The following is a 24,520-nucleotide window of genomic DNA, read 5'->3' as shown; positions in this document are numbered from 1 at the left end:
GCCAGGCTCAGCCCGTCACCTTCGCCTTGAGCAGCTTGGCCTCGCGGCGGGCGTCCTTGGCCGCGTGCCGGGTCCGCCACGCGACGCCGGGCCGGCCCTCGGTGTCGCCGCTGGCGATGATCAGCCCACCGATCAGCGCGACGTTCTTGAAGAAGTGCAGCCGCTGCTGGGTGCGCTGCGTCGCGTCGTCGTACTCCCAGAACCGGTGGCCGGCCGCGGTCGTCGGCACCAGCGAGGCGGCGAGCACGGCCGCGGAGAGCCGGGGGAACCGACCGGTCGCGAGCGCGAGGCCGGCGCCGACCTGGACGCCGGCGTTGATCTTCACCAGGGTCTCGGGGTCCTCGGGCAGCGGGATGCCGGCCTTCCGGGCGAGCGGGACCAGTCGCGACGTCACCGGGTCGGCCTTGTCCGCCGGGCCACTGGTGTTCCTCAGGGCGGTGGCCGCCCCGACGACGAAGATCGACGCGAGCATCGGACGGGCGATCAGTCTGCTGACGGTCATGCCCCCTGTTTACCCCGGCCCCGGGGACCCCAGTCCTCCGAGAGGCCCCCCGGTCGACCCCCCGACCGGGACCGGCACGTTCACCTGCACGGGCGGCAGCTCGACGCCCAGGGCGCCGGCCGACGCGCCGACGCCGACCCCGTCGGGCCCGGCCGACACGTCGACGTCGACGTGCACCACCGGTTGCGCGGGGGTCGAGGGCGCGGTCGTCGGGGGCGTGGTCGTGGGAGGTGTGGTCGTGGGCGGCGTCGTCGACGGTGGCGTCGAGGGCCCGGTGGCGGGCGGGGACGGCGCTGTCGACGGCGCGGCCGCACCCGGCGCGGAGGCAGGTACGCCGTCGGCGCGGCTGGCCGCGGCGCTCGCCGAGGGCGGCAGCCTGGTCCCGGCGGGGCGGGTCGGCGCGTCGCCCGGCGCGGTGCCGGGCGAGGCCGGTGCGCCGCTGGGCGCCGGGGGTGGCGGGGCCTCGGAGGCGGTCGGCACGTCCGGACCGTGCGGCTGCAGGCCGACGACGAGGGCGGCGGCGACCACGGCCGCGGCCGCCGCCCCGGAGACCGCTGCGGTGGAGGCGTTCGCGACCACCACGTCCTTGGCCCGGCCGAGCAGCACGAGGAGCCCGCCGGCGGCCGCGGTGCCGCCACCGGCGCTGCCGAGGTAGGCCGCGGCGGCGGTGCCGAGCAGGAGCGGGGCGAGGACGGCGCCGAGGCGGGAGTTGACCTCGCTCAGCTCGAGGTAGATGGCCGCGCACGGCCGGCACCCCTCGAGGTGCTGCTCGACCCGGGCGGAGTCGCGCCGGGAGAGGCCGCCGCGCACGTAGGCGCCGAGGTTCGCCCGGGTCCGCGCGCACGCGTCCTCGTCGACGTCCTGGGCGTGCAGGGAGAGGTAGGCCTGCCGCAGCCCCTCCCGGGCCCGGTAGGCGAGGGCCGAGACCGAGTTCGCGGTCATCCCGAGCAGGACCGCCACCTCGGCCGGCTTCTGCCGCTCGACCTCGGTGTGCCAGAGCACCAGCTGCCAGCGCTCGGGGAGCGACGCGAAGGCCCGGGCGGCGGTGTCGCTCTCGAAGCCCTCGACGGCGGTGTCGCGGAACGGCACGCCCGGGTCGAACGGCGTGAGGTCGTCGGTCGTGTGCAGCCGCGCGGTCAGCCGGATCCGGTCGACGTGGAGGCGCCGGACGGCCGTGAGCAGGTAGGCGCGGAACGCCAGGTCCGGGCCGCCCCCGCGCTGGAGCACGTGGAGCACCTTCGCGAACGCCTCGGAGACCAGGTCGTCGACGTCGCCGGCGGACACCAGCTGGCGGCCCAGCCGGCGGGCCGCGTCGACGTGCCGCGCGAAGAGCTCGCCGTACGCGTCGGTGTCCCCGGAGCGCACCGCCGAGATCAGCTCGGCGTCGCTCGGGGGCTCGTCGACGGTCGCGAGGTGCCTGCTCACGACCGTCCAACGCGCGAGCGGCGAAAAGATCACGGCTTTCTCACCGGTTTCGCGTCATGACCCGGCGACCGGGCCGTTCCACCCTCGCCAGACCAACCGAGGGAGCCGCCGTGGGAAGGTTCACGACGCATCGTCGCCGTGTGACCACGGACGGCCCCGAGGCGAGGGGGGAGCTGCCGACGAGGCTGCGAGCGGCTCTGCCGCCGCACTTCGAGGCGGTCGGGGAGGCCCTCGCCTCGGGGTCGGGCACGGCGCCGGCCTGCGAGGTCGCCGGGGCCGCGCTCGCCCGCGAGGGGGTCACCCTCGTCGAGGCCCTCGACGCGCTGGCCACCACCGCGCGCCTGGTCCGGGACGCCGACCCGGAGCACGAGGCGACCCGCGCCCTCGCCGTGGCCTGGAGCGACGTGATGCTCGGCTACGTCAACGGGCTCTCCTGCGACGACCCCCTGACGGGGCTCGCCAGCCGCGCCCACCTGCGCAGCCGGATCTCCGAGGTCTACCGCGCCGAGCAGCAGTCCGGTACGCCGGCGGCCGACTCCCACGCCCTCGTCGTGGTCTCCGCCGTGACCCCCGCGGAGCCGGCCGCGGGCCGCGACGACGTGCTGACCCGCGCGATGCACGTCGCCCAGCTCGGCGACACCGCGCGCACCGTGTTCGCCGGGCCCGAGACGATCGGCCACGTGGGCGCCGGCCGGCTCGTGGTGCTCGCCGGCCGCGACGACCGGATCGGGCGTCGCGTCGGACTGCTGCGCCGGATGCTCGAGGGCGGCCCGGCCACGTCCGCCCGCGTCTGGATCGAGGGGCTGCCGCCGTCCGACGAGGCCGCCGGGCGGCTGCTGGACGAGCTGACCAGGGTCTGAGCGTCCAGGGCGGGGTCTCGACGCGCCCGTGCGCCCACGCGGGCTCGGCCGCCGGCTGGCTCGACCACCCGCCCCACGCCGTGCACGCCTCCGTCGTGCCCGGCTAGGGTCGTGACATGTGCGGCCGCTACGCGTCGAGCAGGCGCCCCGAGGACCTGGTCGAGGAGTTCGACATCGCCGAGGTCCGGGTCCCCGAACCGCTCGAGCCGGACTACAACGTGGCTCCCACCAAGCAGGTCTACGCCGTCGTCGAGCGGCCGCCGTCGCGCGAGGCCGAGGAACAGGCGGTCCCGCCCGAGCGCCAGCTGCGGGTGGTCACCTGGGGGCTGGTGCCCTCCTGGGCCAAGGACCGCTCGATCGGCAACCGGATGATCAACGCCCGGATGGAGACCGTCGCCGAGAAGCCGGCGTACAAGCGGGCCTTCGCCAAGCGCCGGTGCCTGCTCCCCGCCGACGGCTACTTCGAGTGGTACCCCACGAAGGAGCTCACGAAGTCCGGGAAGCCCCGCAAGCAGCCGTTCTTCATCCGCCCCCGTGACCACGGGGTGCTCGCGATGGCCGGCCTCTACGAGATCTGGCGGGACCCGACGAGGACCGACGACGACCCCGACCGGTTCCTGTGGACCTGCACGGTGATCACCACCGAGGCGGAGGACTCGGTCGGCCACATCCACGACCGGATGCCGCTGATGGTCGAGCGCGACCGCTGGGGGGCGTGGCTGGACCCGGGCCGGCCGCAGGACCACCTGCTCGACCTGCTGGTGCCGGCCGCGCCGGGCGCGCTGGAGGCCTACCCGGTGTCGACGCTGGTGAGCAACGTCCGCAACAACGGGGCCGAGCTGCTCGAGCCGCTCCCGCTCGAGGAGGTCCCGCAGTGAGTGCGACCGAGCGACGCATCGCCACCCCCCACGGCGAGGCCCGGCTCGTCACCGACCGGTCCCGCCGGCCGTTCGCGACGCTCCTGGTCAGCCACGGGGCCGGCGTCGGCATCGACACCCCCGACCTCGAGGCGCTCGCCCGCGACCTGCCGCGCAACGGCGTGAACGTCGTTCGGCTCGAGCAGCCGTGGCGGGTCGCGGGCCGCAAGGTCGCCACGCCCCCGCCGACGCTCGACGCCGGGCTCGTCGCCGCCGCCAACCAGCTGCGCGTCCGGACCCCGCTCGTGGTCGGCGGCCGCTCCGCCGGCGCCCGGTCGGCCGCCCGGTGCGCCCGCACGCTCGCCGCCTCCGGCTGCCTGGCGCTCGCGTTCCCGCTGCACCCACCGGGCAAGCCGGAGAAGTCGCGGCTCGCCGAGATCGAGGGTGCCGGCGTACCCGTGCTCGTGGTGCAGGGCGAGCGCGACACGATGGGTCGTCCCGAGGAGTTCCCCGACGACCTCGACCTCGCCGTCGTCCCGGGCGCGGACCACTCCTTCCGGGTCCCGCGGTCCGGGCCGGTGTCGCAGGAGGAGGCGCTGGGCATCATCGTCGAGTCGACCCTGGAGTGGATGATCCGCGAGGTGGTTGGGAATGAGCGCTCGGCCTGAGGCGTTCCCTCGACATGCTGGCCGTGCTGGAGCGCCCCACCACGGGGCTAGTCTGGGAGACGATGACCGATCCCACTGAGACGACGCCCGACGTCGTCGACCTCGCCACCGAGACGGAGGCCGAGCGCTCGGCGCGCTTCGAGCGCGACGCGCTGCCCTTCCTCGACCAGCTCTACTCCGCCGCGATGCGGATGACGCGCAACCCCGCCGACGCCGAGGACCTCGTGCAGGAGACGTTCGCCAAGGCGTACTCCTCCTTCCACCAGTTCCGCCCGGGCACGAACCTGAAGGCGTGGCTGTACCGCATCCTGACGAACACCTTCATCAACTCCTACCGCAAGAAGCAGCGCCAGCCGCAGCAGTCGATGTCCGAGGACGTCGAGGACTGGCAGCTCCACCGCGCCGAGTCCCACTCCTCGGCCGGGCTCCGCTCGGCCGAGATGGAGGCGCTGGAGCACCTGCCCGACTCCCAGGTCAAGGACGCCCTCCAACGGCTGCCCGAGGAGTTCCGGCTCGCGGTGTACCTCGCCGACGTCGAGGGATTCGCCTACAAGGAGATCGCCGAGATCATGGAGACCCCGATCGGCACCGTGATGTCCCGCCTGCACCGGGGCCGGCGCCAGCTGCGCGACATGCTCTCGGACTACGTGCGCGACAACGACCTGCTCACCGTCGGCCGGGACGGGGGCGCGTCGTGACGCACCAGCACGAGCCCAGCGCCCACGAGCCCACCCTCGGTCCCGGCGAGCCCAGCGCCGCCGACTGCGCCGACTACCTCGAGCGGATCGTCTACTTCCTCGACAACGAGCTCGACGAGGCCGACTGCAGCGCGGTCCGCCTGCACCTCGACTCCTGCAACCCCTGCCTCGAGAAGTACGACCTGCAGCGGACCGTCAAGGCGGTCGTCGCCCGGTCCTGCCACGAGGCGGCCCCCGACGAGCTGCGCCAGCGGGTGATGCTCCAGATCCAGCGGGTCTCGATCGAGATCCGCGAGGGCTGACCGGCCGCAGAGCCCCCTCACGCGACGAACCCCCGGACCGATCGGTCCGGGGGTTCGGTGCTTGGTGCGGCGCTCAGGCGTTGGGGCGCTTGCCGTGGTTCGCGCCCTTCTTCTTGCGAGCGCGGCGCTTGCGGCCGGTCTTGCCCATGGTGTTCCTCCTGATCGGACGTGGTCGGCCCGTTCAGGGGCCAACGGTCAGTCTCTCAAACTCCACCCGGTGACGCGAATCGGCTCCCCGCGACCCGCCGCGCGTCACAGGCGCGAGAGGAACCGCTCGGCGTCGACCACCACGCGGGTGACCTCGCCGGTGGCGACCACCTTGCCCGGGCCGCCGGCACCGGCGTGGCGGGCGGCGACGGTGAACCGGTGCAGCCGGCCGTCGACGTACGTCGAGGAGGCGGTGACCTCGACCTCCTGGCCGACCGGGCTCGCGGCGACGTGCTCGAGCTCCACGCGGGTGCCGACGCTGGTCTGCCCGGGACCGAGCGCCGGCTCGATCGCCGCGCACGTGGCCGCCTCGCACCAGGCGAGCAGCCGGGGGGTGCCGAGCACCGGCAGGCTGCCGGAACCGACCGCGACGGCGGTGTCGGTGTCGGTCACGGTGAACGTGAGCGTCGCGTCCATCACAGCTCCTTCACGAAGGCGACCAGGTCGACGCCGGGGACCGGCGACCAGTCCCGCTCGGGGGCACGGCGGAAGCCCTGCCGCTCGTAGATCCGGTGCGCCGCCGACATCTGCGCGAGGCTGGAGAGGGCGACGCCGTGCAGCCCGAGGTCGCGGAACCGATCGAGCACCACGCGGGTGAGGGCGTCGCCCACGCCCTGCCGGCGGGCGGTCGGTGCGACGGCGAGCATCCGGAACTCGCCCTCGTCGTCCGCGCCGATCTCGCGCCACGGCGAGCCGGGCAGGGCGACCGTGACCGTGCCGACGACCTCGCCGTCCCGCTCGGCCACCCACAGCTCGGCCTCCCGGTCGCGGCGGGCGGCGTCGCGGAGCAGGGCGACGTAGTGGTCGTCGGGGCCTGTGGTGAACTCGGCGTACGCCGCCACGGTCACCTCGCCGACCGCGTCGAGGTCGGCGGGCCGGGCCCGCCGGACGACGAGGCCCGGGGCCGGGTCAGACACCGAAGCTGGTCCGCGGGTACGTCGCGTCGACGTCGGTGATGACGTTGACCAGGTACGGGACGCCCGAGGCGAAGGCCCGGTCCAGGGCCGGCCCGACCTGGCGGGGGTCGGTCACGGTCTCGCCGGCGCCGCCGAGGGCGCGCACGACCTCGTCGTACGCCGTGCGCGGGGCCAGGTCGGCGATGACGTCGTAGCCGTAGAGCATCTGCATCGGGCCCTTCTCCAGCCCCCACGCGGAGTTGTTGCCCATCACCATCACGACGGGCAGCCCGTGCCGGACCAGGGTGTCGACGTCCATCAGCGAGAAGCCGGCGGCGCCGTCGCCGAGGAGCAGCACGACCTGGGCGGACGGGCGGGCCAGGCGAGCGGCGATCGCGGCGCCCAGGCCGGCGCCCAGGCAGCCGTAGGGGCCGGGGTCGAGCCAGCCGCCGGGTCGCTTCGGCTCGACGAACTTGCCCGCGAAGCTGACGAAGTCGCCACCGTCGCCGATGACGACGGCGTCGTCGGCCAGCCGCGGGACCAGCTCGCCGTAGATCCGGGCCGGGTGGATCGGGTCGGCCTCGGCGCCGAGGAGCGCCGCGTCGCGCTCGGTCGCGGCCGCGACGGCCGCCTGGAGGTCGCCGACCCACGTCGACCGGTCGGGGCGGGGGGCCCGCTCGAGCTCGGCGAGCAGGCCGTCGAAGACCGAGGTGAGGTCCCCGGAGACCGAGCCGGCCAGCGCGGCGTGCCCGGAGAGCTGGCCGGGGGAGTCCGCGACGTGCACCACCCGGGCAGGGGTGGCGCCGTCGCGGCCGCCGAACTCGCCGTAGTTGAGGCGGAAGTCCAGGGGGGTGCCGACCACGACCACCAGGTCGGCGTTCCCGAGCGCGTGGCTCCGCGCCTTCGTCACCAGCAGCGGGTGACCGCCCGGCACGACGCCGCGGCCCATGCCGTTGGTGATCGCCGGGACACCGCTCGTCTCGACGAAGCGGAGTGCGGCCTCCTCGGCGTGGTCGGCCCAGACGTCGGTGCCCAGGATCAGCACCGGGCGGTCCGCGCCGGCCAGGAGGGTGGCGACCTGGGCCAGCGCGTCGGTGTCGGGGTCGGCGCCGCGCGGGACGGTGACGTCCGGCAGGGCGCCGGAGGCGCTCGCGAAGAGCTCGTCCATGGGGACGTCGACGAACACCGGGCCCCGGTGCGAGGAGCCGGCGGTCACGAACGCCTCGTGCATGCCGTCGACCAGGTCACCGGCGGTCGGGATGGTGCGGGCCAGCTTCGAGACCGGGGCGAAGATCGGCGGCTGGTCCAGCTCCTGGAGGGCGCCGGTGCCCCAGCGGCCCTGCGGGGCGCGGCCGCCGACGACGACCAGCGGGGAGCCGGCGAACTGGGCCTGGGCCACGGCGCTGAGCCCGTTGGTGACCCCGGGGCCGGCGGTCAGCACCGCGAGGCCGGGGGTGCGGGTCAGCTTGCCGGTGGCCTCGGCCGCGAACGCCGCCGTCTGCTCGTGCCGCACGTCGAGGAGCCGCAGCGGCGGCTCCGCCTTGACCGCGCCGTCGTAGAGGGGGAAGACGTGGGCGCCGGAGAGGGTGAACATCGTCTCGACGCCGTGCGCCTGGGCGACGGCGACGGCGAGCTCGCCCGCGTGGCCGGTCAGATCGGAGGACATGCCAGGCAGGTTACTCACCCGTAGCGTTCAGGAAGGCGGAGTTCGTCGCCTTGAGCGCCTCGACCACGACGAGCAGCAGGTCGGAGCGGACCTGCGGCGGCCGGGTGCCCATCGCGAGCTGGAGGTAGAGCGCGCGGAGGAACGCCTCGGCGTTGCCGCTCGCCAGGTAGGGGTCCCGGCCGTCGTAGGAGGCACGGGTGCCGGCCGCGGCGGCCAGCCGGCGGACCCAGGGCTCGAGGACCCGCAGCGGGACGACGTTGCGGCGGAGCACGTTGATGGTGGCGAAGGCGAGCCGGTCGGGCTCCCCGTTGGTGAACAGCCGGTCGGTGCGCAGCAGGACCCGGTCGGCGATCACGTCGAGGATCACCGTGAGCTCGGGCTGGGCGAGGTGGGGGGAGCCGGCCAGGATGGCCAGGGCGTCGGCCCCGTGGGCGACGGCGTGCGCCCAGCCCTTGCCCGGGACGAACCCGCGCAGGTCGCGCTCGCGCATCAGCCAGCCGGCGATCCGGTCGCCCCACTCGAGGATCTTGCCGCCGGGCAGCAGCGGGCGGTGGTTGTCGCGCGCGATGCACTCGCCGAGCACGAGCGCGGAGAAGCTGCGGCGGAACACGGTGTCGGTGCCGGTCTCCCCGAGCCCGACACCGAGCCCGACGGCCATCCCGTCGCCGAGGCCGGCCAGCAGGTCGTCGTACACGCCGCGGTCGATCCAGGTCGTCAGGGTGGGGTAGGCGGTGCCGTCGCGCAGGGCCGGATCGGGGTCGCCGAGCATCCGCGTCAGCTCGGCGGTCAGGTCGTCGAGCGGGCGGTCCCGGGGGACCGCGAGTCCGGTGGCGTGCACCTGCTTCCAGTACGACCCGGGCATGAGGGCCATCCTCGCAGAGGTGGTCCAGACCGTCTCGGGGGGTCCACCCGGTCGGGTGGGGCGTGGCGAGACCTATCTTGGGGGGCGTGCCGTCCCTCACCGACCTGGTGCGCAGCCACACCGACCTCGACGAGGAGGACGTCGCGTGGCTCCAGCTGCTCCAGGCGGACTGGCAGATCATCGCGGACCTCTCCTTCGCCGACCTGGTCCTGTGGCTGCCCGACCGGGAGGGCCGGGGCTTCTGGGCGGGCGGCCAGATGCGCCCGACGACCGGACCGACGGCGTACGTCGACGACGTGGTCGGCACGTTCGTGCCGGTCGGCCGGCGGCCGCTGATCGACGCGGCCTACCACCAGGGCCGCCTGGTGCGCGAGGGCGACCCGGAGTGGCGCGACGACGTGCCGGTGCGGGTCGAGACGATCCCGGTGCGCCGGGCCGGGCGGGTGATCGCGGTCGTCGCGCGCAACACCAACCTGCTGGGCGTCCGCACGCCGAGCCGGCTCGAGCTGTCCTACCTGCAGACGGCCGCCGACCTGACCCAGATGATCGCGCACGGCTACTTCCCGGCCGGCGGCCAGCGCAGCGACCACGCCGACTCCCCGCGGGTGGGTGACGGGTTCCTGCGGGTGGACGCGGCCGGGACCGTCGTCTACGCGAGCCCGAACGCGCTGTCGGTGTTCCGGCGGCTCGGGCTCTCCGGCGACCTCGCCGGGCTCCCGCTCGCCGAGACCACCCGGGAGCTGGTCCCGCCGCGGCGCCGGCCCGACGAGGAGACGCTCAGTGCGGTGCTCGGCGGCCGGGCGCACCGCGACACCGAGATCGGGGCGGGCGACGTCTCGTTGATCGTCCGGTCGATCCCGCTGCGGCCGCGCGGCGACCACATCGGCGCCCTGGTGCTGGTCCGCGACGTCACCGACCTGCGCCGGCGCGACCGCGAGCTGGTGACCAAGGACGCCACCATCCGCGAGATCCACCACCGGGTGAAGAACAACCTCCAGACGGTCGCCGCACTGCTCCGGCTCCAGGCGCGCCGGATGGACTCGGAGTCGGCCCGGCTGGCGCTGGAGGAGGCGGTCCGGCGGGTCGGGTCGATCGCGCTGGTGCACGAGACCCTCAGCCAGGCGGTCGAGGAGCGGGTGGACTTCGACGAGATCGTCGACCCCCTCGGACGGATGGTGACCGACGTCAGCGCCGTCGGGAGCCGGGTGCGGGTCCGCCGGGTCGGGAGCTTCGGCGTGCTCGCCTCGGAGTCGGCCACGGCGCTCGCGATGGTGCTCACCGAGGTGCTGCAGAACGCCGTGGAGCACGGGTACGACCCCGCGGTGCTCGACAGCCCGGGCGAGATCGTCCTCACCGCCCGGCGGCTGGTCGGCCGGCTGCACGTGACCGTCGACGACGACGGCCGCGGGCTGCCCGAGGGCTTCGACCTCGACGGCTCGACGAACCTCGGGCTCTCGATCGTCCGGACCCTCGTGGAGTCGGAGCTCGGGGGTCAGCTGGCGCTCGGGCCGCGGCCCGGTGGGACCGGCACGCGGGCCGAGATCGACCTGCCGGTGGAGTGAGCCCGTACGCCCCGACGGACGCTCGGTCCCGACACGCCGGTCGCGACCTCGTCCCTCGGTCGCGCGGCTTGCTCGACCACCCTCAGCGGATCCGCCGTCGCGTCTCCGCTCAGGCGGTGCGGACGCGGGAACGCGCGCTGCGGCGCTTCAGCGCCCGCCGCTCGTCCTCGCTCAGCCCGCCCCAGACGCCGTGGTCCTGTCCCGCCTCGAGAGCCCACGCGAGACACTGCTCGCGCACCTCGCAGCGTCGGCACACCTGCTTGGCCTCCTCGATCTGGAGGATGGCCGGACCGGTGTTGCCGATCGGGAAGAACAGCTCCGGGTCCTCGTCGAGGCAGGCGGAGCGGTGGCGCCAATCCATGGCTGGGGGATCCTCTTTCCTAGAAAGCATGAGCGTGCAGGTCGGGTCGATCAGACCTGCTGGTGCGGCCCGGTGCCAGCGACGGCACGGCGAAGTGAACTCATTCACGAGCGCACCTCCCAAGACTGGCAACCTTTGGACCGTTAAACAACCCCTTCCGGGGGGTTTGCTGCGTCACAGCGGTCACACCCCGCCCGGACGGCCTCCCCGGGCTCTTCTAGGCTCGTCGTGTGACAGCACGCCGGACGGCCACCCCCGCCCCGCTCGTCGTCGCCGCCTCGCTGGTGGCGGTCGAGGGTCTGCTGCTGGTCGGGTACGCCGTCCTGGAGCTGGCCAGCATCTCCTCGGACCGGGTCGCGGTCGCGCTGACGACCGCCCTGTTCTTCGCCGTCTACGGCGGCCTGCTCCTCGCCGCCGCCTGGGCCGTCACCCGCGGCCGCTCGTGGGCGCGCAGCCCGATCGTGCTGGCCCAGCTGATCCAGCTCGGCGTGGCCTGGGGCTTCCGGGGCGGCGGGACCACGGTCGTCGCGATCGCCCTGGCGGTGGTCGCCGTGCTGGTCCTCGTGGGCCTGCTCGCCCCCTCCAGCATCGCGGCGCTCGAGCAGCCCGACCTGTCGGACGGCGGCCTGCAGGAGGACGGCCGGCAGGAGCGCTAGCGGGACTCCTCCTCCAACGAGGTGCGCAGCTGCTCGAGGGTGCGGTTGAGCAGTCGCGAGACGTGCATCTGGGAGACGCCGATCTCCTCGGCGATCTGCGACTGGGTCATGTTCTTGAAGAACCGCAGCAGCAGGATCTTCTTCTCCCGTGGCTCCAGCCGGTCCAGGAGCGGCTTGATCGACTCGCGGATCTCGACGTGCTCGAGCCCCTCGTCGTCGATGCCGATGGCGTCGAGCATGGTGGCCGCGCCGTCGTCGTTGTCGTCGCTGGCGTCCAGCGACAGCGTGGAGTAGGCGTTGCTCGACTCGATGCCCTCGATGATCTCCTCGACCGTGACCCCGATGGCCTCGGCCAGCTCGCGGGGCGTCGGCGAGCGGCCCAGGCTCTGGGTGAGCTCGGCGGTCGCCGAGCCGATCTGCATCCGCAGCTCCTGGAGGCGGCGGGGCACCCGGATCGCCCAGCCCTTGTCGCGGAAGTAGCGCTTGATCTCGCCGATGATCGTCGGCGTCGCGTAGGTCGAGAACTCGACGCCACGGTCGGAGTCGAAGCGGTCGATGGACTTGATCAGCCCGATCGTCCCGACCTGTACGAGGTCCTCGAGCGGCTCGCCCCGGTTGCGGAAGCGGCGGGCGCAGTGCTCGACCAGGGGCAGGTGCAGGTGGACGAGCGCGTCGCGGGCGCCGTCGCGCTCCGCAGCCGGGGCACCCTCGTCGTGGAGCACGAGGAACAGGTCGGCGCTGCGCCGGCGGGTGAGCTCGACGCCGGTCAGCACCTCGGCGTCGGGATCCTCCCAGCCCGTGTCGGCGGCCATCTCAGCCCCCGATCTCGGGGTGACCCGACTCCATGGTCAGGGTGATGACGAAGGCGCCGGCATCGGTGTCGGCGGAGGCGTGGCTGGCCAGCGTGGTCAGCACCTGCCAGGCGAAGCTGTCGAAGTCCGGAGCCACCTCGTGGTCGACGTCCACCGACACCGTGACGGTCAGCGCGGCGGGTGACATGTAGAAGCGGCAGGTCAGGTCCGAGCCGGGAGCGGCCTGCGGGAGCACCATCGCGCTCGCCTCGCCGACCGCGATCCGCAGGTCCTCGATGTCGTCGATCGGGAAGTCCAGCCGGGCGGCGAGCCCGGCGGTCGTCGTCCGGAGCACCGACGCGAACGCGCCGTCGGCCGGCAGCCGCAGCTCGACGTCGGCGCGGGTGTCGCGCAGTCCGGTGGTGGTGTCGCTGCCTGCGCCGATCGATGCCATGGTGCCGTCCTGGGAACTGGTCGCTGTGCAGGGGTGTGGTCGGGCGCGGCCCGGCTACGGAACAGTAGCGGGGACCGGCCCCCGAGTGACGTACCCGATGGCCGGTCCCCGTTAACTGCTCTGGACCTGTGCGGCCCGCCGAGGGTGCTGGCACGAGCTGAGCGTCGGGAGCGTCGAGCCTCCGCGAGCTCAGGCTCTCCTTCGACGTCGGCGGGTGGTTGCGGTCGACGGACGCGACCTCGCTCTGCTCGGTCGCGCTGTCGACTCGCAGCCCAACGCTTCGCTCAGGCCTTCTTCGTCTCCCAGAAGATCTCGGCGATCTCGTCGATCTTCGCGAGCAGCTCGTCGGCCTTGGCCGCGTCGAGCTCGCCCTTGGTGCCGGACGCGCCGGCCAGCTTGGTGGCCTCGTTCACCAGCGTGTGCAGCTGGGGGTACTTCTCGAAGTGCGGCGGCTTGAAGTAGTCGGTCCACAGCACCCACAGGTGGTGCTTGACCAGCTCGGATCGCTGCTCCTTGATGAGGATCGCTCGGGTGCGGAAGTCCGGGTCGTCGTTGTCGGCGACCTTGGCGATGATCGCCTTGATCGACTCGGCCTCGATCCGGGCCTGGGCGGGGTCGTAGACACCGCAGGGAAGGTCGCAGTGAGCGGAAACCTCGAGGGTGGGTGCGAACAGTCGCGCGAACATGCGGGTCCTCTCGTCATCGGTCTCGGTCTGCCACGGAGGGCGTCGGCTGCGACACTACTCCGCGTGCGACGCCCCGCAGGAGGTACCCGATCCACGCCTCGGGACACCTGGCGCTGGGGGCTCGCGCAGGTGCGCGGTCGCTCGATGGCGCCGACGCTCGCGGACGGGGACCGGCTGCTCGTGTCCTACCGCCGCCGGGTCCGGCCCGGCGACGTCGTCGTCGCCCGGTTCGCCGACGGGACGGTGGCGGTGAAGCGCGCCGCCGAGCGCCGCACGACACGGAGCGGCGCCCCGGGCTGGTGGCTGCTCAGCGACAACCCGACCGACGGCGTCGACTCGCGGCACCGGGGGCCGGTGCCCGCCGAGGAGGTGATCGCGGTCACCGTGGCCCGGATCTGGCCGCGACCGCGTCGGCTCTGAGACACCGGTGTGCGAGACTTCACGCAGGGAGAACCCCGAGGTCCGACGGTTCCGCGCACCACCCCTCGCGCGTCGAGCCGGGCCTCACACCACCCACCCGTCCCGATCGAAAGCCAGCCATGTCTGCTCCCCACCCCCACGCCGGGGACCCCGTCTTCGACCTCCACGTCGGCGGCAAGATGGCGGTCACCTCCACCGTCTCGCTGGCCGGGCGCGACGACCTGTCGCTCGCCTACACGCCGGGAGTGGCCCGCGTGTGCGAGGCGATCGCGGCGGACCCCGCGCTGACGCAGGTCTACACCTGGGTCCCGAACACGGTCGCCGTCGTGACCGACGGGACCGCGGTGCTCGGGCTGGGTGACATCGGCCCGGCGGCCGCGATGCCGGTGATGGAGGGCAAGGCCGTCTTGTTCAAGCAGTTCGGCGGCGTCGACGCCGTGCCGATCTGCCTGGACACCACCGACGTCGAGGAGATCATCGAGACCGTTGCCCGGCTGGCGCCGAGCTTCGGGGGCATCAACCTCGAGGACATCTCGGCGCCGCGGTGCTTCGAGATCGAGGACCGGCTCAAGGAGCGCCTCGACATCCCGGTCTTCCACGACGACCAGCACGGCACCGCCGTGGTCGCGCTGGCCGCACTCCAGAACGCGCTGCGTCTCACCGGCCGCAATCCCGAGTCCACCCGCGTGGTCATCTCCGGGGCCGGGGCCGCCGGCGTCGCGGTCGCGAAGATCCTCCTGGAGGCGGGCATCAAGGACCTCGCGGTCACCGACCGCAAGGGCGTGCTCACCTCCGAGCGCGGTGACCTGACGCCGGTCAAGCGCGCGCTCGCCGAGCTGACGGCCGACCTCAGCGGCCGCTCCGGGACGCTCGAGCACGTCCTCGACGGCGCCGACGTCTACATCGGGGTCTCGGGCGGGACCGTGCCCGAGGAGTGGGTCGCGACGATGGCCCCCGACGCGATCATCTTCGGCCTCGCCAACCCGACGCCCGAGGTGCACCCCGACGTCGCGCACCGGTACGCGCGGGTGGTCGCGACCGGCCGGTCCGACTTCCCCAACCAGATCAACAACGTCCTGGCCTTCCCCGGGATCTTCCGCGGCGCGTTCGACGTGCACGCGACGGCGATCACCGAGGGCATGAAGGTCGCGGCCGCCCGGGCGATCGCCGACCTGGTGGGTGACGACCTCGCCGAGGACCTGATCATCCCCTCGCCGTTCGACCCGCGGGTGGGTCCGGCGGTCTCGGCCGCTGTGGCCGACGCCGCACGCCGGGACGGTGTGGCCCGCCGGTAGCCGCCGGGTACGTTCGGGCACATGTTCGCCGTCTACGCCGACCGGTTCTCGAAGACCGACCCGCTCTCCGCGCTCCAGGTGGGGGAGCGGCCCGACCCGGAGGTCCCCGACGGGTGGACCACGGTCACCGTCAAGGCGGCCTCGCTCAACCACCACGACCTCTTCTCGCTGCGCGGCGTCGGGCTGCGCGAGGAGGCGCTGCCGATGATCCTCGGCTGCGACGCCGCCGGCCTCGACGAGGATGGCAACGAGGTCGTCGTGCACGCGGTGATCAGCGATCCCGGGTGGAGCGGTGACGAGACCTTCGACCCGAAGCGGTCGCTGCTCTCCGAGCGCTACCAGGGCACCTTCGCCGACCGGGTGGCCGTGCCGCGCGCCAACGTCGTGCCCAAGCCGGTGTCGCTGTCCTTCGAGGAGGCCGCCTGCCTGCCGACGGCCTGGCTGACGGCGTACCGGATGCTCTTCACGCGCGGCGACCTCAAGGCCGGTGAGACCGTGCTGGTGCAGGGCGCCGGAGGCGGGGTCGCAACCGCGGTCATCATCCTCGCCCGGGCCGCGGGGCTGCGGGTGCTGGCGACCAGCCGCGACGAGGCCAAGCGGGCGCGGGCGCTCGAGATCGGCGCGCACGAGGTCTTCGAGTCCGGCGCCCGGTTGACGGTCAAGGTCGACGCGGTCATGGAGACCGTCGGCAAGGCGACCTGGTCGCACTCGATCCGCTCGCTGCGCCCCGGTGGCCGCATCGTCACCTCCGGCACCACCTCGGGGCCCGACCTCGACGACGCCGAGCTCACCCGGATCTTCTTCCTCCAGCTCAGCGTCGTCGGCTCGACCATGGGCACCCGCGGCGAGCTCGCCGCGCTGGTCTCCCTCCTCGACGCCTCCGGCGCCCGGCCGCTCATCGACCGGGTGCTCCCGATGACCGAGGCGCGCGACGGCTTCGCCGCGATGCTGGAGGGCGAGCAGTTCGGCAAGATCGTCTTCACGCGATGAGCGACGCGGCGAAGACCCATCTCGTCACCGGTGCCGGGTCGGGGATCGGCGCCGTCCTGGCGCGCCGGCTGCTCGACCGCGGTGACGCCGTCGTGCTGGTCGCGCGGTCGGAGGAGCGGGCGGCCGACCTGCGGGCGTCGTACGACGGCGCGCAGGTGCTCGTCGCGGACCTGTCGTGGCCGGAGTCGGTGGAGTCCCTGGCGCTCCCCGACCGCCTGGACTCGGTCGTGCACGCGGCCGGTGTCGTCGAGCTGGGCCGGGTCGCGGAGCTGTCGGTCGACGACTGGGCCTCGCAGCTGCGGGTCAACCTGGTCGCCCCGGCGACGCTGACCCGGGTCGCGCTGCCGGCCCTGCGCGCGGCGCGGGGGACGGTCGTCCTCGTCAACTCCGGCGCCGGGCTGTTCGCGCACCCGGGCTGGTCGGCCTACGCCGCCTCCAAGCACGGCCTGCGCGCCCTCGCCGACGCGCTGCGGGCCGAGGAGCCCGAGCTGCGCGTCTGCTCGGTCTACCCCGGCCGGACGGCCACCGCGATGCAGGAGAAGGTGCACCAGCAGGAGGGCAAGGAGTACGACGCCGCCGACTGGATCCGCCCCGAGACCGTCGCCGACACGATCCTGCACGTGCTCGACCTCCCGCCGGACGCGACGATCAGCGACCTGACGGTCCGGCCCGGCGGGTAGTCACAGGGTCGTGATCAGCCCGCCGTCGATCACGAAGTCGCTGCCCGTGATGTTCCCGGCGCGGTCGCTGACGAGGAAGAGCACCAGGTCGGCGATCTCCCCCGGGTGGGTGAACCGGCCGCTGGGGGCCGCCGCCGCCTGCTGGCGCACCACCTCGTCCGGGTCGGTGCCGCTCGCACCACCCACGGTCGCGGCGACGCCGCCCCGGCCGAGCCAGAGGTCGGTCTGCACCGGCCCGGGGCTGATCGTGTTGACCCGGATGTCCGGCCCGAGCTCCTTCGAGAGCGACTTGCACAGGTTGGTCAGGGCGCCCTTCGCGGCGCTGTAGTCGAGGACGCCGGGGTCGGGCAGGAAGGCGTTGACGGAGCTGATCGTGACGATCGTCGCGCCGGGCCGTCCGGCCATGTGCGGGATCGCCGCCCGCATCGTGCGCACCGCCGCCAGGAAGTTGATTGTCAGTGCCCACTCCCAGTCGGCGTCCGTGATCGCGACGAACCCCTCCAGCCGCGGGCGGACGGCGCCCACGTTGTTGACCAGGATGTCGATCCCGCCGAGCGCGCCGGAGGTCGCTGCCACCAGCCGGCCCGGACCCTCGGTCGTCGTGAGGTCGACCGAGACCGGCCGTACGTCAGCACTCCCGCTCAGCTCGTCGAGCTCCGGGCTGCCGCGCAGCGCGCCGGCCACGACCGAGGCGCCCTCGGCCGCCAGAGCGCGGGTGATGGCGAGACCGATGCCTTTGCTCGCGCCGGTGACGAGCGCGGTGCGACCCGAGAGTCCGAGGTCCACGGTCACAAGCCCTGGTCGGAGAGCCAGGCCAGGCACCTGTCCGCGACGTCGCGCCAGCCGTGGTCGATGGTGAGGGAGTGCGCCCGGTCCTCGAACTCGATGAGGTCGGTGACGGCCTCGCTGTGGCGGTACTGCTTGAGCGTGGCCTTGGTGACCGCCTCCGGAACGGTGTTGTCCTGGCCGCCCATGATCAGCAGCAGCGGCCCGCGCCCGGAGTTGTCGGTGGCGACCTTGGCCGGCGAGTGCGGGTTGAAGTTGGCGGCGGCCGCCTCGAAGAGCGGCCGGCCCGGAGCCGGGATCGCCCACTGCTCGAAGAGGCGGTCGGACTCCTCGGCCGCGATGGCGTTGCCGAAGGCGAAGCGGAACTGCTCGGCGGTCAGCGAGACCGCGCGGTGCTTGTTGGCGGGGTTCTTGAAGACCGGCAGCGTCGCCTTCAGGGCCGACAGCGGCAGGGGCAGCACCCCCTTGATCTGCGCGGCATCGATGCCGATCGCCGCGGCGGCGAGATCCTCGCCGAGCAGGCGCTGGGCGATCATGCCGCCGAAGGAGTGCCCGACCAGGATCGGCTTGGTCTCGAGCCCCGAGATCACCTCGGCGAAGTGCGCCACCACGTCGTCGATCCCGTGGTCGGCGATCGCGTCGGGGTTGGCGCGGGCCGCCTCGACAGTGTCCGGGTCCCCGGGCCATCCGGGCGCGGAGGCGTCGTACCCCGCGCTCGTGAAGCGGTCGACCCAGGGGTCCCACGAGCTGGCGTGCAGCCAGAGACCGTGGATGAACAGGACGGGTGCGTGCTCGGTCATGGGGACTCCTCCGGCTCGATGTGGGTATACCGATCGGTCTACCCACCTGAGGGCTACCGTAGGGCGCGGGCCGGGGCCCTGGCAATGGCCCGGTCGATCTCCAGGTCGAGGAGCAAGGGCGAGATGACTGAGAAGGCACCCCGACGACCGTCGGCGGCGAAGGAGCGGATCCTGCAGACGGCCGAGCGGCTGTTCTACGACGAGGGCATCCATGCCGTCGGCATCCAGCGGATCATCGCCGAGGCCGCGGTCACGCGGGTCACGCTCTACCGGCACTTCGCATCCAAGGACGACCTGGTCGCGGCGTACCTGGCGCGGAAGGCCGGTTTCGACCACGCTCAGGTCGACGGCATCGTCGACGCGCATCCCAACGACCCTCGCGCGGCGCTCGCCGAGCTCGGCACGGCACTCGCGCGCGACGACTTCGGCGCCGTGCGGCGGGGCTGCCCGTTCATCAACGCCTCGGCCGAGTTCGTCGGGACCCATCCCGCCCGCGTGGCCGCCCGGGAGATCCGGGAGTGGGTCACCGGCCGCATCGAGGAGCTGCTGCGTCGTCTCGACCACCGCGACCCTCGCGGGACGGCGCAGCAGCTGATGATGGTGCGCACCGGAGCCGTGGTCTCGGGGACCCTCGATGCCAACGAGCACCTCACGGACGACTACCTGCGCTGCTGGGCGAAGCTGATCGACGACGGGCTACCCCCAGCCGTGATCCCCGGCTAGGGCTTCGAGCGCCAGTTCAGCGCGCCGACCAGCACCATCCGCAGCTGGGTGCGCGCCTGCTCGACGAGCTGCTTCTCGACGTCGGGCCGGTCCGCGGCGCCGAGGATCGCCTCCGCGGTCGCGACCATCGCGGTGACCATCAGGTTCGACAACACCCGCAGGTCCTCGGTCGACCACAGGTCGGTGCCCGGGAGGCGGGCCAGGTCGGTGGCGAGGTCGCGCTCGATCAGCCCGATCTGCTGGTTGACGGCCTCGCGGACGCCGGGCGGGCCGGCCGCCCGCTCCCGGGCGATGAAGAGGAAGTGGGCGCGCTGGTGGTGGACGTGGTCGACCAGCACGGTGACCGAGCGGTCGACGATCTCGGCGAGCGTCGGGTCGCCGCGCCGGATGTCGCGGATCATCGTCCGCAGGGACGCGAACGACTCGTCCACCAGCGCCAGCCCCAGGGCGTCGATGGAGTCGAAGTGCCGGTAGAACGCGGTGGGCACGATGCCGACCTGCTTGGCCACCTGCCGCAGCGAGATCGCCGCGAGGGTCGACTCGTCGGAGAGGTCGAGGGCAGCGTCGAGGATCGCGCGGCGGGTGCGCTCCTTGCGCTGCACCCGGCTCAACGGCGTCCCGTCCGGCTCGGCCATGACGTTCAGGCTAGACGGCCGGACCCACCCCGACGGCGCAGGCCCCGCGTCCCGGGGCGGCGTGGCGGGCGTCACCGCGGGTCCCCCTTGACCGTACTTCCGGTATGCCCACACACTTTCAGTGTACGTATGTACACCGAAACTCACTCGGAAGGACCGACCATGCACCGCATCCTCCGGTCCCGGGCGCTGGCGGCGCTCACCTCGCCGCACGGCGTCGACCGCTACCTCGAGCTCGTCAACCCGATGTGGGCCGCGACCGAGGTCCGCGCCCGCGTCGTGTCCGTGCACCGCGAGGTCGACCTCCCTGGTCACCCGCCGGTCGCGACGCTCACCCTCCAGCCGACCTCGACCTGGCGCGGCCACCGGGCCGGCCAGCACGTCCAGGTCGGGGTCGAGATCGACGGTGCGCGCCGGACGACGCGGGTCTTCTCGGTGTCGAGCCCCGAGTCCGGCCAGGGCGACCGGTTCACGATCACCCTGCGCGCCAACCCCGACGCCCCGGGGCGGCAGAGCGTGTCCCGGTTCCTCGTGGAGCGCGCCCGGCCGGGGACGATGGTCCACCTCTCGCAGGCCGAGGGCGACTTCGTGCTCCCGGACCACGTCCCCGAGCACGTGCTGATGATCAGCGGCGGGTCCGGCATCACCCCGGTGATGTCGATGCTGCGCACCCTGCAGCGCCGCACCCACCGCGGCCGGATCACGTTCCTGCACTACGCGCAGAGCCCGGCGCACCAGATCTTCGCCGCCGAGCTCGACGAGGTCCGCCGCGCGGGCCACGGCACCGACGTGCACCTGCTCCACCCCGAGCTCGGCGACCCCAACCTGTCGCCGGCGTACCTCGAGCGACTCGTGCCCGGCTACCGCGACGTGCCCACGTGGGCGTGCGGCCCGGCGCCGATGATCGAGGCCGTCCGGGCGGCGTACGACGGCTCGGACGCGCTCCGCGTCGAGTACTTCCGCCCGCCCCGCGCGGGCACGGGCACCGCCGGCGGCGAGGTCACCTTCGCCCGGGTGGGAGAGTCCGCCGTCAACACCGGGGCGACCCTGCTCGAGCAGGCCGAGGCGCTGGGGCTGCGTCCGGAGAGCGGGTGCCGGATGGGCATCTGCCTCACCTGCACCACCCGCAAGACCGAGGGCACCGTCCGCAACGTCGTGACCGGTGCCGAGTCCTCGCAGCCCGGCGAGGACGTCCAGATCTGTGTCAACGCTCCGGTCGGCGACTGCGTCGTGGAGCTCTAGGAGGACACCATGACCACCACACCCCAGCACCAGCTCACCGAGGACCAGCTCACCGCGTTCGGCGAGGAGCTCGACGCCCTGCGCCGGCGCGTCATCGACGACCTCGGCGAGGCGGACGCGACCTACATCCGCAACGTCGTCAAGGCCCAGCGGGCCCTCGAGGTCGCCGGCCGCGCGCTGTTCTACCTCCCGCCGGCGTGGCCGCTGGCCGTCGCCTCGCTGTCGGTCTCGAAGATCCTCGACAACATGGAGATCGGTCACAACGTCATGCACGGCCAGTACGACTGGATGGGTGACCCCGCACTGAGCTCGCGCATGTACGAGTGGGACAACGTGTGCCCCTCGGAGCAGTGGAAGTACAGCCACAACTACATCCACCACACCTACACCAACATCCTCGGGAAGGACCGGGACATCGGCTACGGGATCCTCCGGATGGACGAGGACCAGCCGTGGCACCCGTACTACCTCGGCAACCCGCTCTACGCGTTCCTGCTCATGGTCTTCTTCGAGTGGGGCGTCGCGATGCACGACCTCGAGGTCGAGAACATCGTCGCGGGCCGCCGGAAGATGTCGGAGAACAAGGCCCTGCACGCGGGGATCATGCGCAAGGTCAGGCGGCAGGCGCTCAAGGACTACCTGCTGTTCCCTGCGCTCACCGGGCCGCTGTTCCCGATGACGCTCGCCGGCAACGCGGCCGCCAACCTGGTCCGCAACGTCTGGGCGTTCAACATCATCTTCTGCGGCCACTTCCCGGCCGGCGTCGCGACCTTCAGCCAGGAGGAGTGCGAGGACGAGACCCGCGGCCAGTGGTACCTGCGCCAGCTGCTGGGGTCGGCGAACATCATCGGCGGCAAGCTCTTCCACCTGATGACCGGCAACCTGTCGCACCAGGTCGAGCACCACCTCTTCCCCGACCTGCCGGCCCGGCGCTACCCGGAGATCGCCGCGGAGGTGCGGGAGATCTGCGAGCGGTACGGCCTCGCGTACAACACCGGCCCGCTGCACCGGCAGCTGGGCAGCGTCGCGGCCAAGATCGTGCGGCTGGCCCTGCCCACCCGGCGTCCGCGGGCTGAGGCGCCGGTTGTGGCTGCGCGGGCCGCGGCCTGAGGATTGCCCCATGAGGACGACAGCATGAAGGACCACCTGAGCCGCGCCGAGATCCGCAAGGACGCCGTGCAGGACACCGTCGAGGCGGCTGCCGGGGTGGTCGGGCAGGTGACGACGATCATCACCGGCGCGGTCCGCGACGTCGCGTCCGCGCTCGGCGGCTTCGCCACCGACGTGTTCGAGATCCGGGACTCGGCCCGCAAGGCGGCCGCTGAGCACGCCCCGCTGCCGGGGGCCGAGCCGACCGACTAGGCCGCTAGATGCCGCCGCCGATGTTCGGGTTGTCGTAGGGCTCGACGACGCCTTGGTCGCGGCGCCGGGACTGGCGCACCTCGCCGTCGACGATGCCGCGCTTGCGCGGCCAGAACGCGAACACGGCGAGCGCCACGACGACGACGCCGACGATGATCCAGACGACCACTGCTGCCTCCGAGGTGGTGGGTGGGCCAGGTCGGGCTCCGGTCAGAAGACCGGGCCGTTGAACTGGGGGCCCGAGCGGTTGCTCTCGTTCTGGCCCCGGGCGGCGGCGCTGCCCTTGCCCTCGCGGACCGCCGCGTCCTGCACGCCACGACGTCGCGGCCAGAAGGCGAACACGGCGAGCGCCACGACGACGACGCCGACGATGATCCAGACGATCACGAGCACCTCCCGGGACTGCGGTCCCTCGACGCTACTACGGCGCCCTGGTCCGACCCGGCCCGCTGCAGGATCCTGCAACCGTTCCGCGATGACTTCGGTTGCTGGCTCACCGCCGGACGGACACCTGACGCTGCCGCGACCGCTGTCGACGAGCTCTCGCTGAGGGCCGATCGGTGGTCAGGACCAGTCCCGAGCTCGGTGGACGGGCGGCTCGTTTCTCGGGCGGACCCTCCTGGTCAGCGGTACCTTGCGGCCACCCCCGGACCCAGGAGCAGGCAATGCACGTCCGCCGTCCCCTCGTCGCAGCCGCAGCGCTGAGCATCGCCCTCGTCACGGTCGCGTGCGACAGCCAGGGCGACGAACCAGGTACCGCCCCGACGTCGTCGGTCACATCCACGAGCCCGACCGTCGGAACCTCCGCCACGGCGACCTCGGACAGCTCGACCTGCGACTACGTGTACGAGTGGCTGACGACGTTCCGGTTCCCGCTCCAGCCCGACCCGCACGCGGCCTACTCCTACGTCCTGCCGCTGGTCACCGACCAGGCGATCGGGTTCGAGGTCACCGGCGACCTGCCCTACGCGGCCTGGACGGAGTGGATGGTCTACACCGGCCTGGGCGACGCCGCGAAGCCCTTCGCGTCCATCGAGGGCAACGCGATCACCCCCGAGCAGGGCAGCGTCAACACCTTCACCCCCGGGACCAAGGTGCTGGCGCCCGACCGGGCGTTCCGGCTCCTGGTCGTGCCGAAGGGCACCGACACCTCCCGTCTCCCGGGCGACCTCGCGGACGTCCCGGCCGACAACATCATGCCCAGCCCCGCCGACGGCAACGGCAAGACCTTCGTCATCGCCAACCGCGTGTACAACGCCTTCCCCGGCTACAACCTGGGCGGGGCCGCTGGACCGACCGACACGGCCTTCCCCGTGGTCCGCGCCGTCGACCTGACCACCGGCGAGGGCGTCGACTGCTCCCGGCTGACGGTCGCGCCACCCGGCGTCGCCGCGCCGCCCAGCGAGATGCCGACCCCGCAGGCCAAGCCCGGCCGCGTGCTCACCCTCGCCGACGGATCCCGCTTCGGTCCGGGACCGGGGAGCATCGGGTCGAAGGGGACCGGTATGGAGTACGCCCCGCCGTACGACCCCGACCTCATTGAGTTCACCCGACCGCCGCTCCTGCCGGGCGCAGACGTCTCCTCCGTCCCGCCGCCCGACAACTGCGCCGGCTACCTCGGCGCAGCCATCAGTCCCGACCGCATCGGCCTGATCCGCATCCCCAAGGTCCCGCACTGGTTCGACACGAGGAACCTCGGACCAGACAGCAAGTACGTCCAGGAGCAGGCGACCTACGTCTCGCTGACGCAGTACGGCGCCTCGGTCTCGACCTACGCCCCCGGCCGGCCGGCCACGGCCAGCATCGCCAACGACGAGTTCCAGGTCGACGCCGACGGCGGCTCGACCATCGTCATCTGGCCCCGCTCGCTCTCGGCCCAGCAGCGTCAGCAGGTCTTCGATCTGGCCCGCCAGAAGGGCTGGGTGCTCATGCAGGGCGGCGAGGCGGGGCCGGAGGCAACGGCGAACCTGTTCCTGCGCATGAAGGGGACCTCCCCGTCGTACCAGGGCGGCTTCACGCCCACGCCCGACCGTGCCGGTGTCCCGTGCTACTTCGACGACCACCAGAAGGACACGACCTGGTCCACCGTCACCGGCCAGAAGTACGTCGCGACCGCCGCGAGCATCGGCGGCGC

General features: G+C 73.1%; 32 protein-coding genes. 16 read left to right on the top strand and 16 right to left on the bottom strand.

What is annotated here, in order from left to right; all coding sequences use genetic code 11:
* Positions 1 to 7 precede the first annotated feature (7 nt).
* Positions 8 to 502, bottom strand: coding sequence for a DoxX family protein (locus ACILQ5_RS00160; protein WP_395655935.1), 495 nt, complete (start codon positions 500 to 502; stop codon positions 8 to 10).
* Between the two features lie 9 nt (positions 503 to 511).
* Complete coding sequence (locus ACILQ5_RS00155) at positions 512 to 1,927, bottom strand: sigma-70 family RNA polymerase sigma factor (protein WP_395655934.1); 1,416 nt, start codon at positions 1,925 to 1,927, stop codon at positions 512 to 514.
* 140 nt (positions 1,928 to 2,067) lie between these two features.
* Here ACILQ5_RS00155 and ACILQ5_RS00150 point away from each other — a divergent pair, with 140 nt between their 5' ends.
* The 5 genes from ACILQ5_RS00150 (at position 2,068) to rsrA (ending at position 5,312) form a co-directional block, all read left to right on the top strand.
* On the top strand, positions 2,068 to 2,787 hold the full coding sequence (locus ACILQ5_RS00150; RefSeq protein ID WP_395655933.1) for a hypothetical protein: 720 nt from the start codon (positions 2,068 to 2,070) through the stop codon (positions 2,785 to 2,787).
* A 116-nt stretch (positions 2,788 to 2,903) separates the two neighbouring features.
* Complete coding sequence (locus ACILQ5_RS00145) at positions 2,904 to 3,665, top strand: SOS response-associated peptidase (protein ID WP_395655932.1); 762 nt, start codon at positions 2,904 to 2,906, stop codon at positions 3,663 to 3,665.
* Positions 3,662 to 4,312, top strand: coding sequence for an alpha/beta family hydrolase (locus tag ACILQ5_RS00140; protein WP_395655931.1), 651 nt, complete (start codon positions 3,662 to 3,664; stop codon positions 4,310 to 4,312). The genes ACILQ5_RS00145 and ACILQ5_RS00140 overlap by 4 nt, the downstream gene beginning before the upstream one ends.
* Positions 4,313 to 4,326: 14 nt before the next feature.
* A complete protein-coding gene (locus ACILQ5_RS00135) occupies positions 4,327 to 5,010 on the top strand; it encodes a sigma-70 family RNA polymerase sigma factor (protein ID WP_395655930.1) in 684 nt (227 codons plus the stop codon).
* Positions 5,007 to 5,312, top strand: coding sequence for a mycothiol system anti-sigma-R factor (gene rsrA / locus ACILQ5_RS00130; RefSeq protein WP_395655929.1), 306 nt, complete (start codon positions 5,007 to 5,009; stop codon positions 5,310 to 5,312). The genes ACILQ5_RS00135 and rsrA overlap by 4 nt, the downstream gene beginning before the upstream one ends.
* A gap of 73 nt (positions 5,313 to 5,385) precedes the next feature.
* On the opposite strand, the gene ACILQ5_RS00125 is transcribed toward rsrA, so the two are convergent.
* The 5 genes from ACILQ5_RS00125 to ACILQ5_RS00105 all read right to left on the bottom strand — a co-directional run bounded on the left by ACILQ5_RS00125 (position 5,386) and on the right by ACILQ5_RS00105 (position 8,943).
* Positions 5,386 to 5,460, bottom strand: a complete 75-nt coding sequence (locus ACILQ5_RS00125) for a 50S ribosomal protein bL37 (protein ID WP_369759046.1) — start codon at positions 5,458 to 5,460, stop codon at positions 5,386 to 5,388.
* 104 nt (positions 5,461 to 5,564) lie between these two features.
* Positions 5,565 to 5,936: a thioesterase family protein gene (locus tag ACILQ5_RS00120; RefSeq protein ID WP_395655928.1), complete on the bottom strand. Its 372-nt coding sequence runs from the start codon at positions 5,934 to 5,936 to the stop codon at positions 5,565 to 5,567.
* Positions 5,936 to 6,436 (bottom strand): GNAT family N-acetyltransferase, encoded by a 501-nt coding sequence (locus tag ACILQ5_RS00115; RefSeq protein WP_395655927.1) that lies wholly within the window; start codon positions 6,434 to 6,436, stop codon positions 5,936 to 5,938. The genes ACILQ5_RS00120 and ACILQ5_RS00115 overlap by 1 nt, the downstream gene beginning before the upstream one ends.
* A complete protein-coding gene (locus ACILQ5_RS00110) occupies positions 6,429 to 8,081 on the bottom strand; it encodes an acetolactate synthase (protein ID WP_395655926.1) in 1,653 nt (550 codons plus the stop codon). Before ACILQ5_RS00110 ends, ACILQ5_RS00115 begins: the two co-directional genes overlap by 8 nt.
* 10 nt (positions 8,082 to 8,091) lie before the next feature.
* Positions 8,092 to 8,943, bottom strand: a complete 852-nt coding sequence (locus ACILQ5_RS00105) for a DUF2785 domain-containing protein (RefSeq protein WP_395655925.1) — start codon at positions 8,941 to 8,943, stop codon at positions 8,092 to 8,094.
* An 86-nt stretch (positions 8,944 to 9,029) separates the two neighbouring features.
* Between ACILQ5_RS00105 and ACILQ5_RS00100 the strand changes: the two genes are divergently transcribed.
* On the top strand, positions 9,030 to 10,505 hold the full coding sequence (locus tag ACILQ5_RS00100; protein ID WP_395655924.1) for a histidine kinase N-terminal domain-containing protein: 1,476 nt from the start codon (positions 9,030 to 9,032) through the stop codon (positions 10,503 to 10,505).
* 109 nt (positions 10,506 to 10,614) lie between these two features.
* On the opposite strand, the gene ACILQ5_RS00095 is transcribed toward ACILQ5_RS00100, so the two are convergent.
* A complete protein-coding gene (locus ACILQ5_RS00095) occupies positions 10,615 to 10,866 on the bottom strand; it encodes a WhiB family transcriptional regulator (RefSeq protein ID WP_028636990.1) in 252 nt (83 codons plus the stop codon).
* A gap of 230 nt (positions 10,867 to 11,096) precedes the next feature.
* Here ACILQ5_RS00095 and ACILQ5_RS00090 point away from each other — a divergent pair, with 230 nt between their 5' ends.
* Positions 11,097 to 11,522 (top strand): hypothetical protein, encoded by a 426-nt coding sequence (locus tag ACILQ5_RS00090; protein ID WP_395655923.1) that lies wholly within the window; start codon positions 11,097 to 11,099, stop codon positions 11,520 to 11,522.
* On the opposite strand, the gene ACILQ5_RS00085 is transcribed toward ACILQ5_RS00090, so the two are convergent.
* The 3 genes from ACILQ5_RS00085 to sodN all read right to left on the bottom strand — a co-directional run bounded on the left by ACILQ5_RS00085 (position 11,519) and on the right by sodN (position 13,453).
* A complete protein-coding gene (locus ACILQ5_RS00085) occupies positions 11,519 to 12,334 on the bottom strand; it encodes an RNA polymerase sigma factor SigF (protein WP_395655922.1) in 816 nt (271 codons plus the stop codon). The two genes, ACILQ5_RS00090 and ACILQ5_RS00085, sit on opposite strands and share 4 nt — an antisense overlap.
* Position 12,335: 1 nt before the next feature.
* Positions 12,336 to 12,767, bottom strand: coding sequence for an anti-sigma factor (locus ACILQ5_RS00080; protein ID WP_395655921.1), 432 nt, complete (start codon positions 12,765 to 12,767; stop codon positions 12,336 to 12,338).
* 284 nt (positions 12,768 to 13,051) lie between these two features.
* On the bottom strand, positions 13,052 to 13,453 hold the full coding sequence (gene sodN, locus ACILQ5_RS00075; protein ID WP_296607533.1) for a superoxide dismutase, Ni: 402 nt from the start codon (positions 13,451 to 13,453) through the stop codon (positions 13,052 to 13,054).
* Positions 13,454 to 13,516: 63 nt separating this feature from the next.
* On the opposite strand from sodN, the gene ACILQ5_RS00070 reads away from it, so the two are divergent.
* The 4 genes from ACILQ5_RS00070 (at position 13,517) to ACILQ5_RS00055 (ending at position 16,838) form a co-directional block, all read left to right on the top strand.
* Entirely contained in the window at positions 13,517 to 13,873 is a 357-nt protein-coding gene (locus ACILQ5_RS00070) for a S24/S26 family peptidase (RefSeq protein WP_395655920.1), read from the top strand.
* A gap of 119 nt (positions 13,874 to 13,992) precedes the next feature.
* Positions 13,993 to 15,168 carry an NADP-dependent malic enzyme gene (locus ACILQ5_RS00065; RefSeq protein ID WP_395655919.1) on the top strand — a complete coding sequence of 392 codons (1,176 nt, stop codon included), beginning with the start codon at positions 13,993 to 13,995 and terminating at the stop codon, positions 15,166 to 15,168.
* 21 nt (positions 15,169 to 15,189) lie between these two features.
* On the top strand, positions 15,190 to 16,158 hold the full coding sequence (locus ACILQ5_RS00060; RefSeq protein WP_395655918.1) for a zinc-binding dehydrogenase: 969 nt from the start codon (positions 15,190 to 15,192) through the stop codon (positions 16,156 to 16,158).
* Positions 16,155 to 16,838, top strand: a complete 684-nt coding sequence (locus ACILQ5_RS00055) for an SDR family oxidoreductase (protein WP_395655917.1) — start codon at positions 16,155 to 16,157, stop codon at positions 16,836 to 16,838. The genes ACILQ5_RS00060 and ACILQ5_RS00055 overlap by 4 nt, the downstream gene beginning before the upstream one ends.
* Here ACILQ5_RS00055 and ACILQ5_RS00050 read toward each other — a convergent pair whose 3' ends face one another.
* Together ACILQ5_RS00050 and ACILQ5_RS00045 are read right to left on the bottom strand one after the other, a co-directional pair.
* Positions 16,839 to 17,624 carry an SDR family NAD(P)-dependent oxidoreductase gene (locus ACILQ5_RS00050; RefSeq protein ID WP_395655916.1) on the bottom strand — a complete coding sequence of 262 codons (786 nt, stop codon included), beginning with the start codon at positions 17,622 to 17,624 and terminating at the stop codon, positions 16,839 to 16,841.
* 2 nt (positions 17,625 to 17,626) lie between these two features.
* Positions 17,627 to 18,424, bottom strand: coding sequence for an alpha/beta hydrolase (locus tag ACILQ5_RS00045; RefSeq protein ID WP_395655915.1), 798 nt, complete (start codon positions 18,422 to 18,424; stop codon positions 17,627 to 17,629).
* Between the two features lie 123 nt (positions 18,425 to 18,547).
* On the opposite strand from ACILQ5_RS00045, the gene ACILQ5_RS00040 reads away from it, so the two are divergent.
* Positions 18,548 to 19,147 carry a TetR/AcrR family transcriptional regulator gene (locus ACILQ5_RS00040; RefSeq protein WP_395655914.1) on the top strand — a complete coding sequence of 200 codons (600 nt, stop codon included), beginning with the start codon at positions 18,548 to 18,550 and terminating at the stop codon, positions 19,145 to 19,147.
* On the opposite strand, the gene ACILQ5_RS00035 is transcribed toward ACILQ5_RS00040, so the two are convergent.
* Complete coding sequence (locus ACILQ5_RS00035) at positions 19,144 to 19,782, bottom strand: TetR family transcriptional regulator (RefSeq protein ID WP_395655913.1); 639 nt, start codon at positions 19,780 to 19,782, stop codon at positions 19,144 to 19,146. The genes ACILQ5_RS00040 and ACILQ5_RS00035 overlap by 4 nt on opposite strands.
* Before the next feature lie 162 nt (positions 19,783 to 19,944).
* Between ACILQ5_RS00035 and ACILQ5_RS00030 the strand changes: the two genes are divergently transcribed.
* From ACILQ5_RS00030 to ACILQ5_RS00020, 3 genes are read left to right on the top strand one after another with little or no spacing between them, the layout of a single operon-like run.
* Positions 19,945 to 21,024 (top strand): ferredoxin reductase, encoded by a 1,080-nt coding sequence (locus tag ACILQ5_RS00030; RefSeq protein ID WP_395655912.1) that lies wholly within the window; start codon positions 19,945 to 19,947, stop codon positions 21,022 to 21,024.
* Positions 21,025 to 21,033: 9 nt separating this feature from the next.
* Positions 21,034 to 22,134, top strand: a complete 1,101-nt coding sequence (locus ACILQ5_RS00025; protein WP_395655911.1) for a fatty acid desaturase family protein — start codon at positions 21,034 to 21,036, stop codon at positions 22,132 to 22,134.
* A 24-nt stretch (positions 22,135 to 22,158) separates the two neighbouring features.
* Entirely contained in the window at positions 22,159 to 22,386 is a 228-nt protein-coding gene (locus ACILQ5_RS00020) for a hypothetical protein (protein ID WP_395655910.1), read from the top strand.
* A gap of 4 nt (positions 22,387 to 22,390) precedes the next feature.
* Here ACILQ5_RS00020 and ACILQ5_RS00015 read toward each other — a convergent pair whose 3' ends face one another.
* Both ACILQ5_RS00015 and ACILQ5_RS00010 read right to left on the bottom strand, forming a co-directional pair.
* Positions 22,391 to 22,555, bottom strand: coding sequence for a hypothetical protein (locus tag ACILQ5_RS00015; protein ID WP_395655909.1), 165 nt, complete (start codon positions 22,553 to 22,555; stop codon positions 22,391 to 22,393).
* 41 nt (positions 22,556 to 22,596) lie between these two features.
* On the bottom strand, positions 22,597 to 22,773 hold the full coding sequence (locus tag ACILQ5_RS00010; protein WP_395655908.1) for a hypothetical protein: 177 nt from the start codon (positions 22,771 to 22,773) through the stop codon (positions 22,597 to 22,599).
* A gap of 278 nt (positions 22,774 to 23,051) precedes the next feature.
* On the opposite strand from ACILQ5_RS00010, the gene ACILQ5_RS00005 reads away from it, so the two are divergent.
* The coding region (locus ACILQ5_RS00005; RefSeq protein ID WP_395655907.1) for a hypothetical protein at positions 23,052 to 24,520 on the top strand (1,469 nt) is incomplete at its 3' end.

Source organism: Nocardioides sp., assembly GCF_044226305.1.
Lineage (GTDB): Bacteria > Actinomycetota > Actinomycetes > Propionibacteriales > Nocardioidaceae > Nocardioides.
This window is presented reverse-complemented; position numbering and strand designations above follow the sequence as displayed.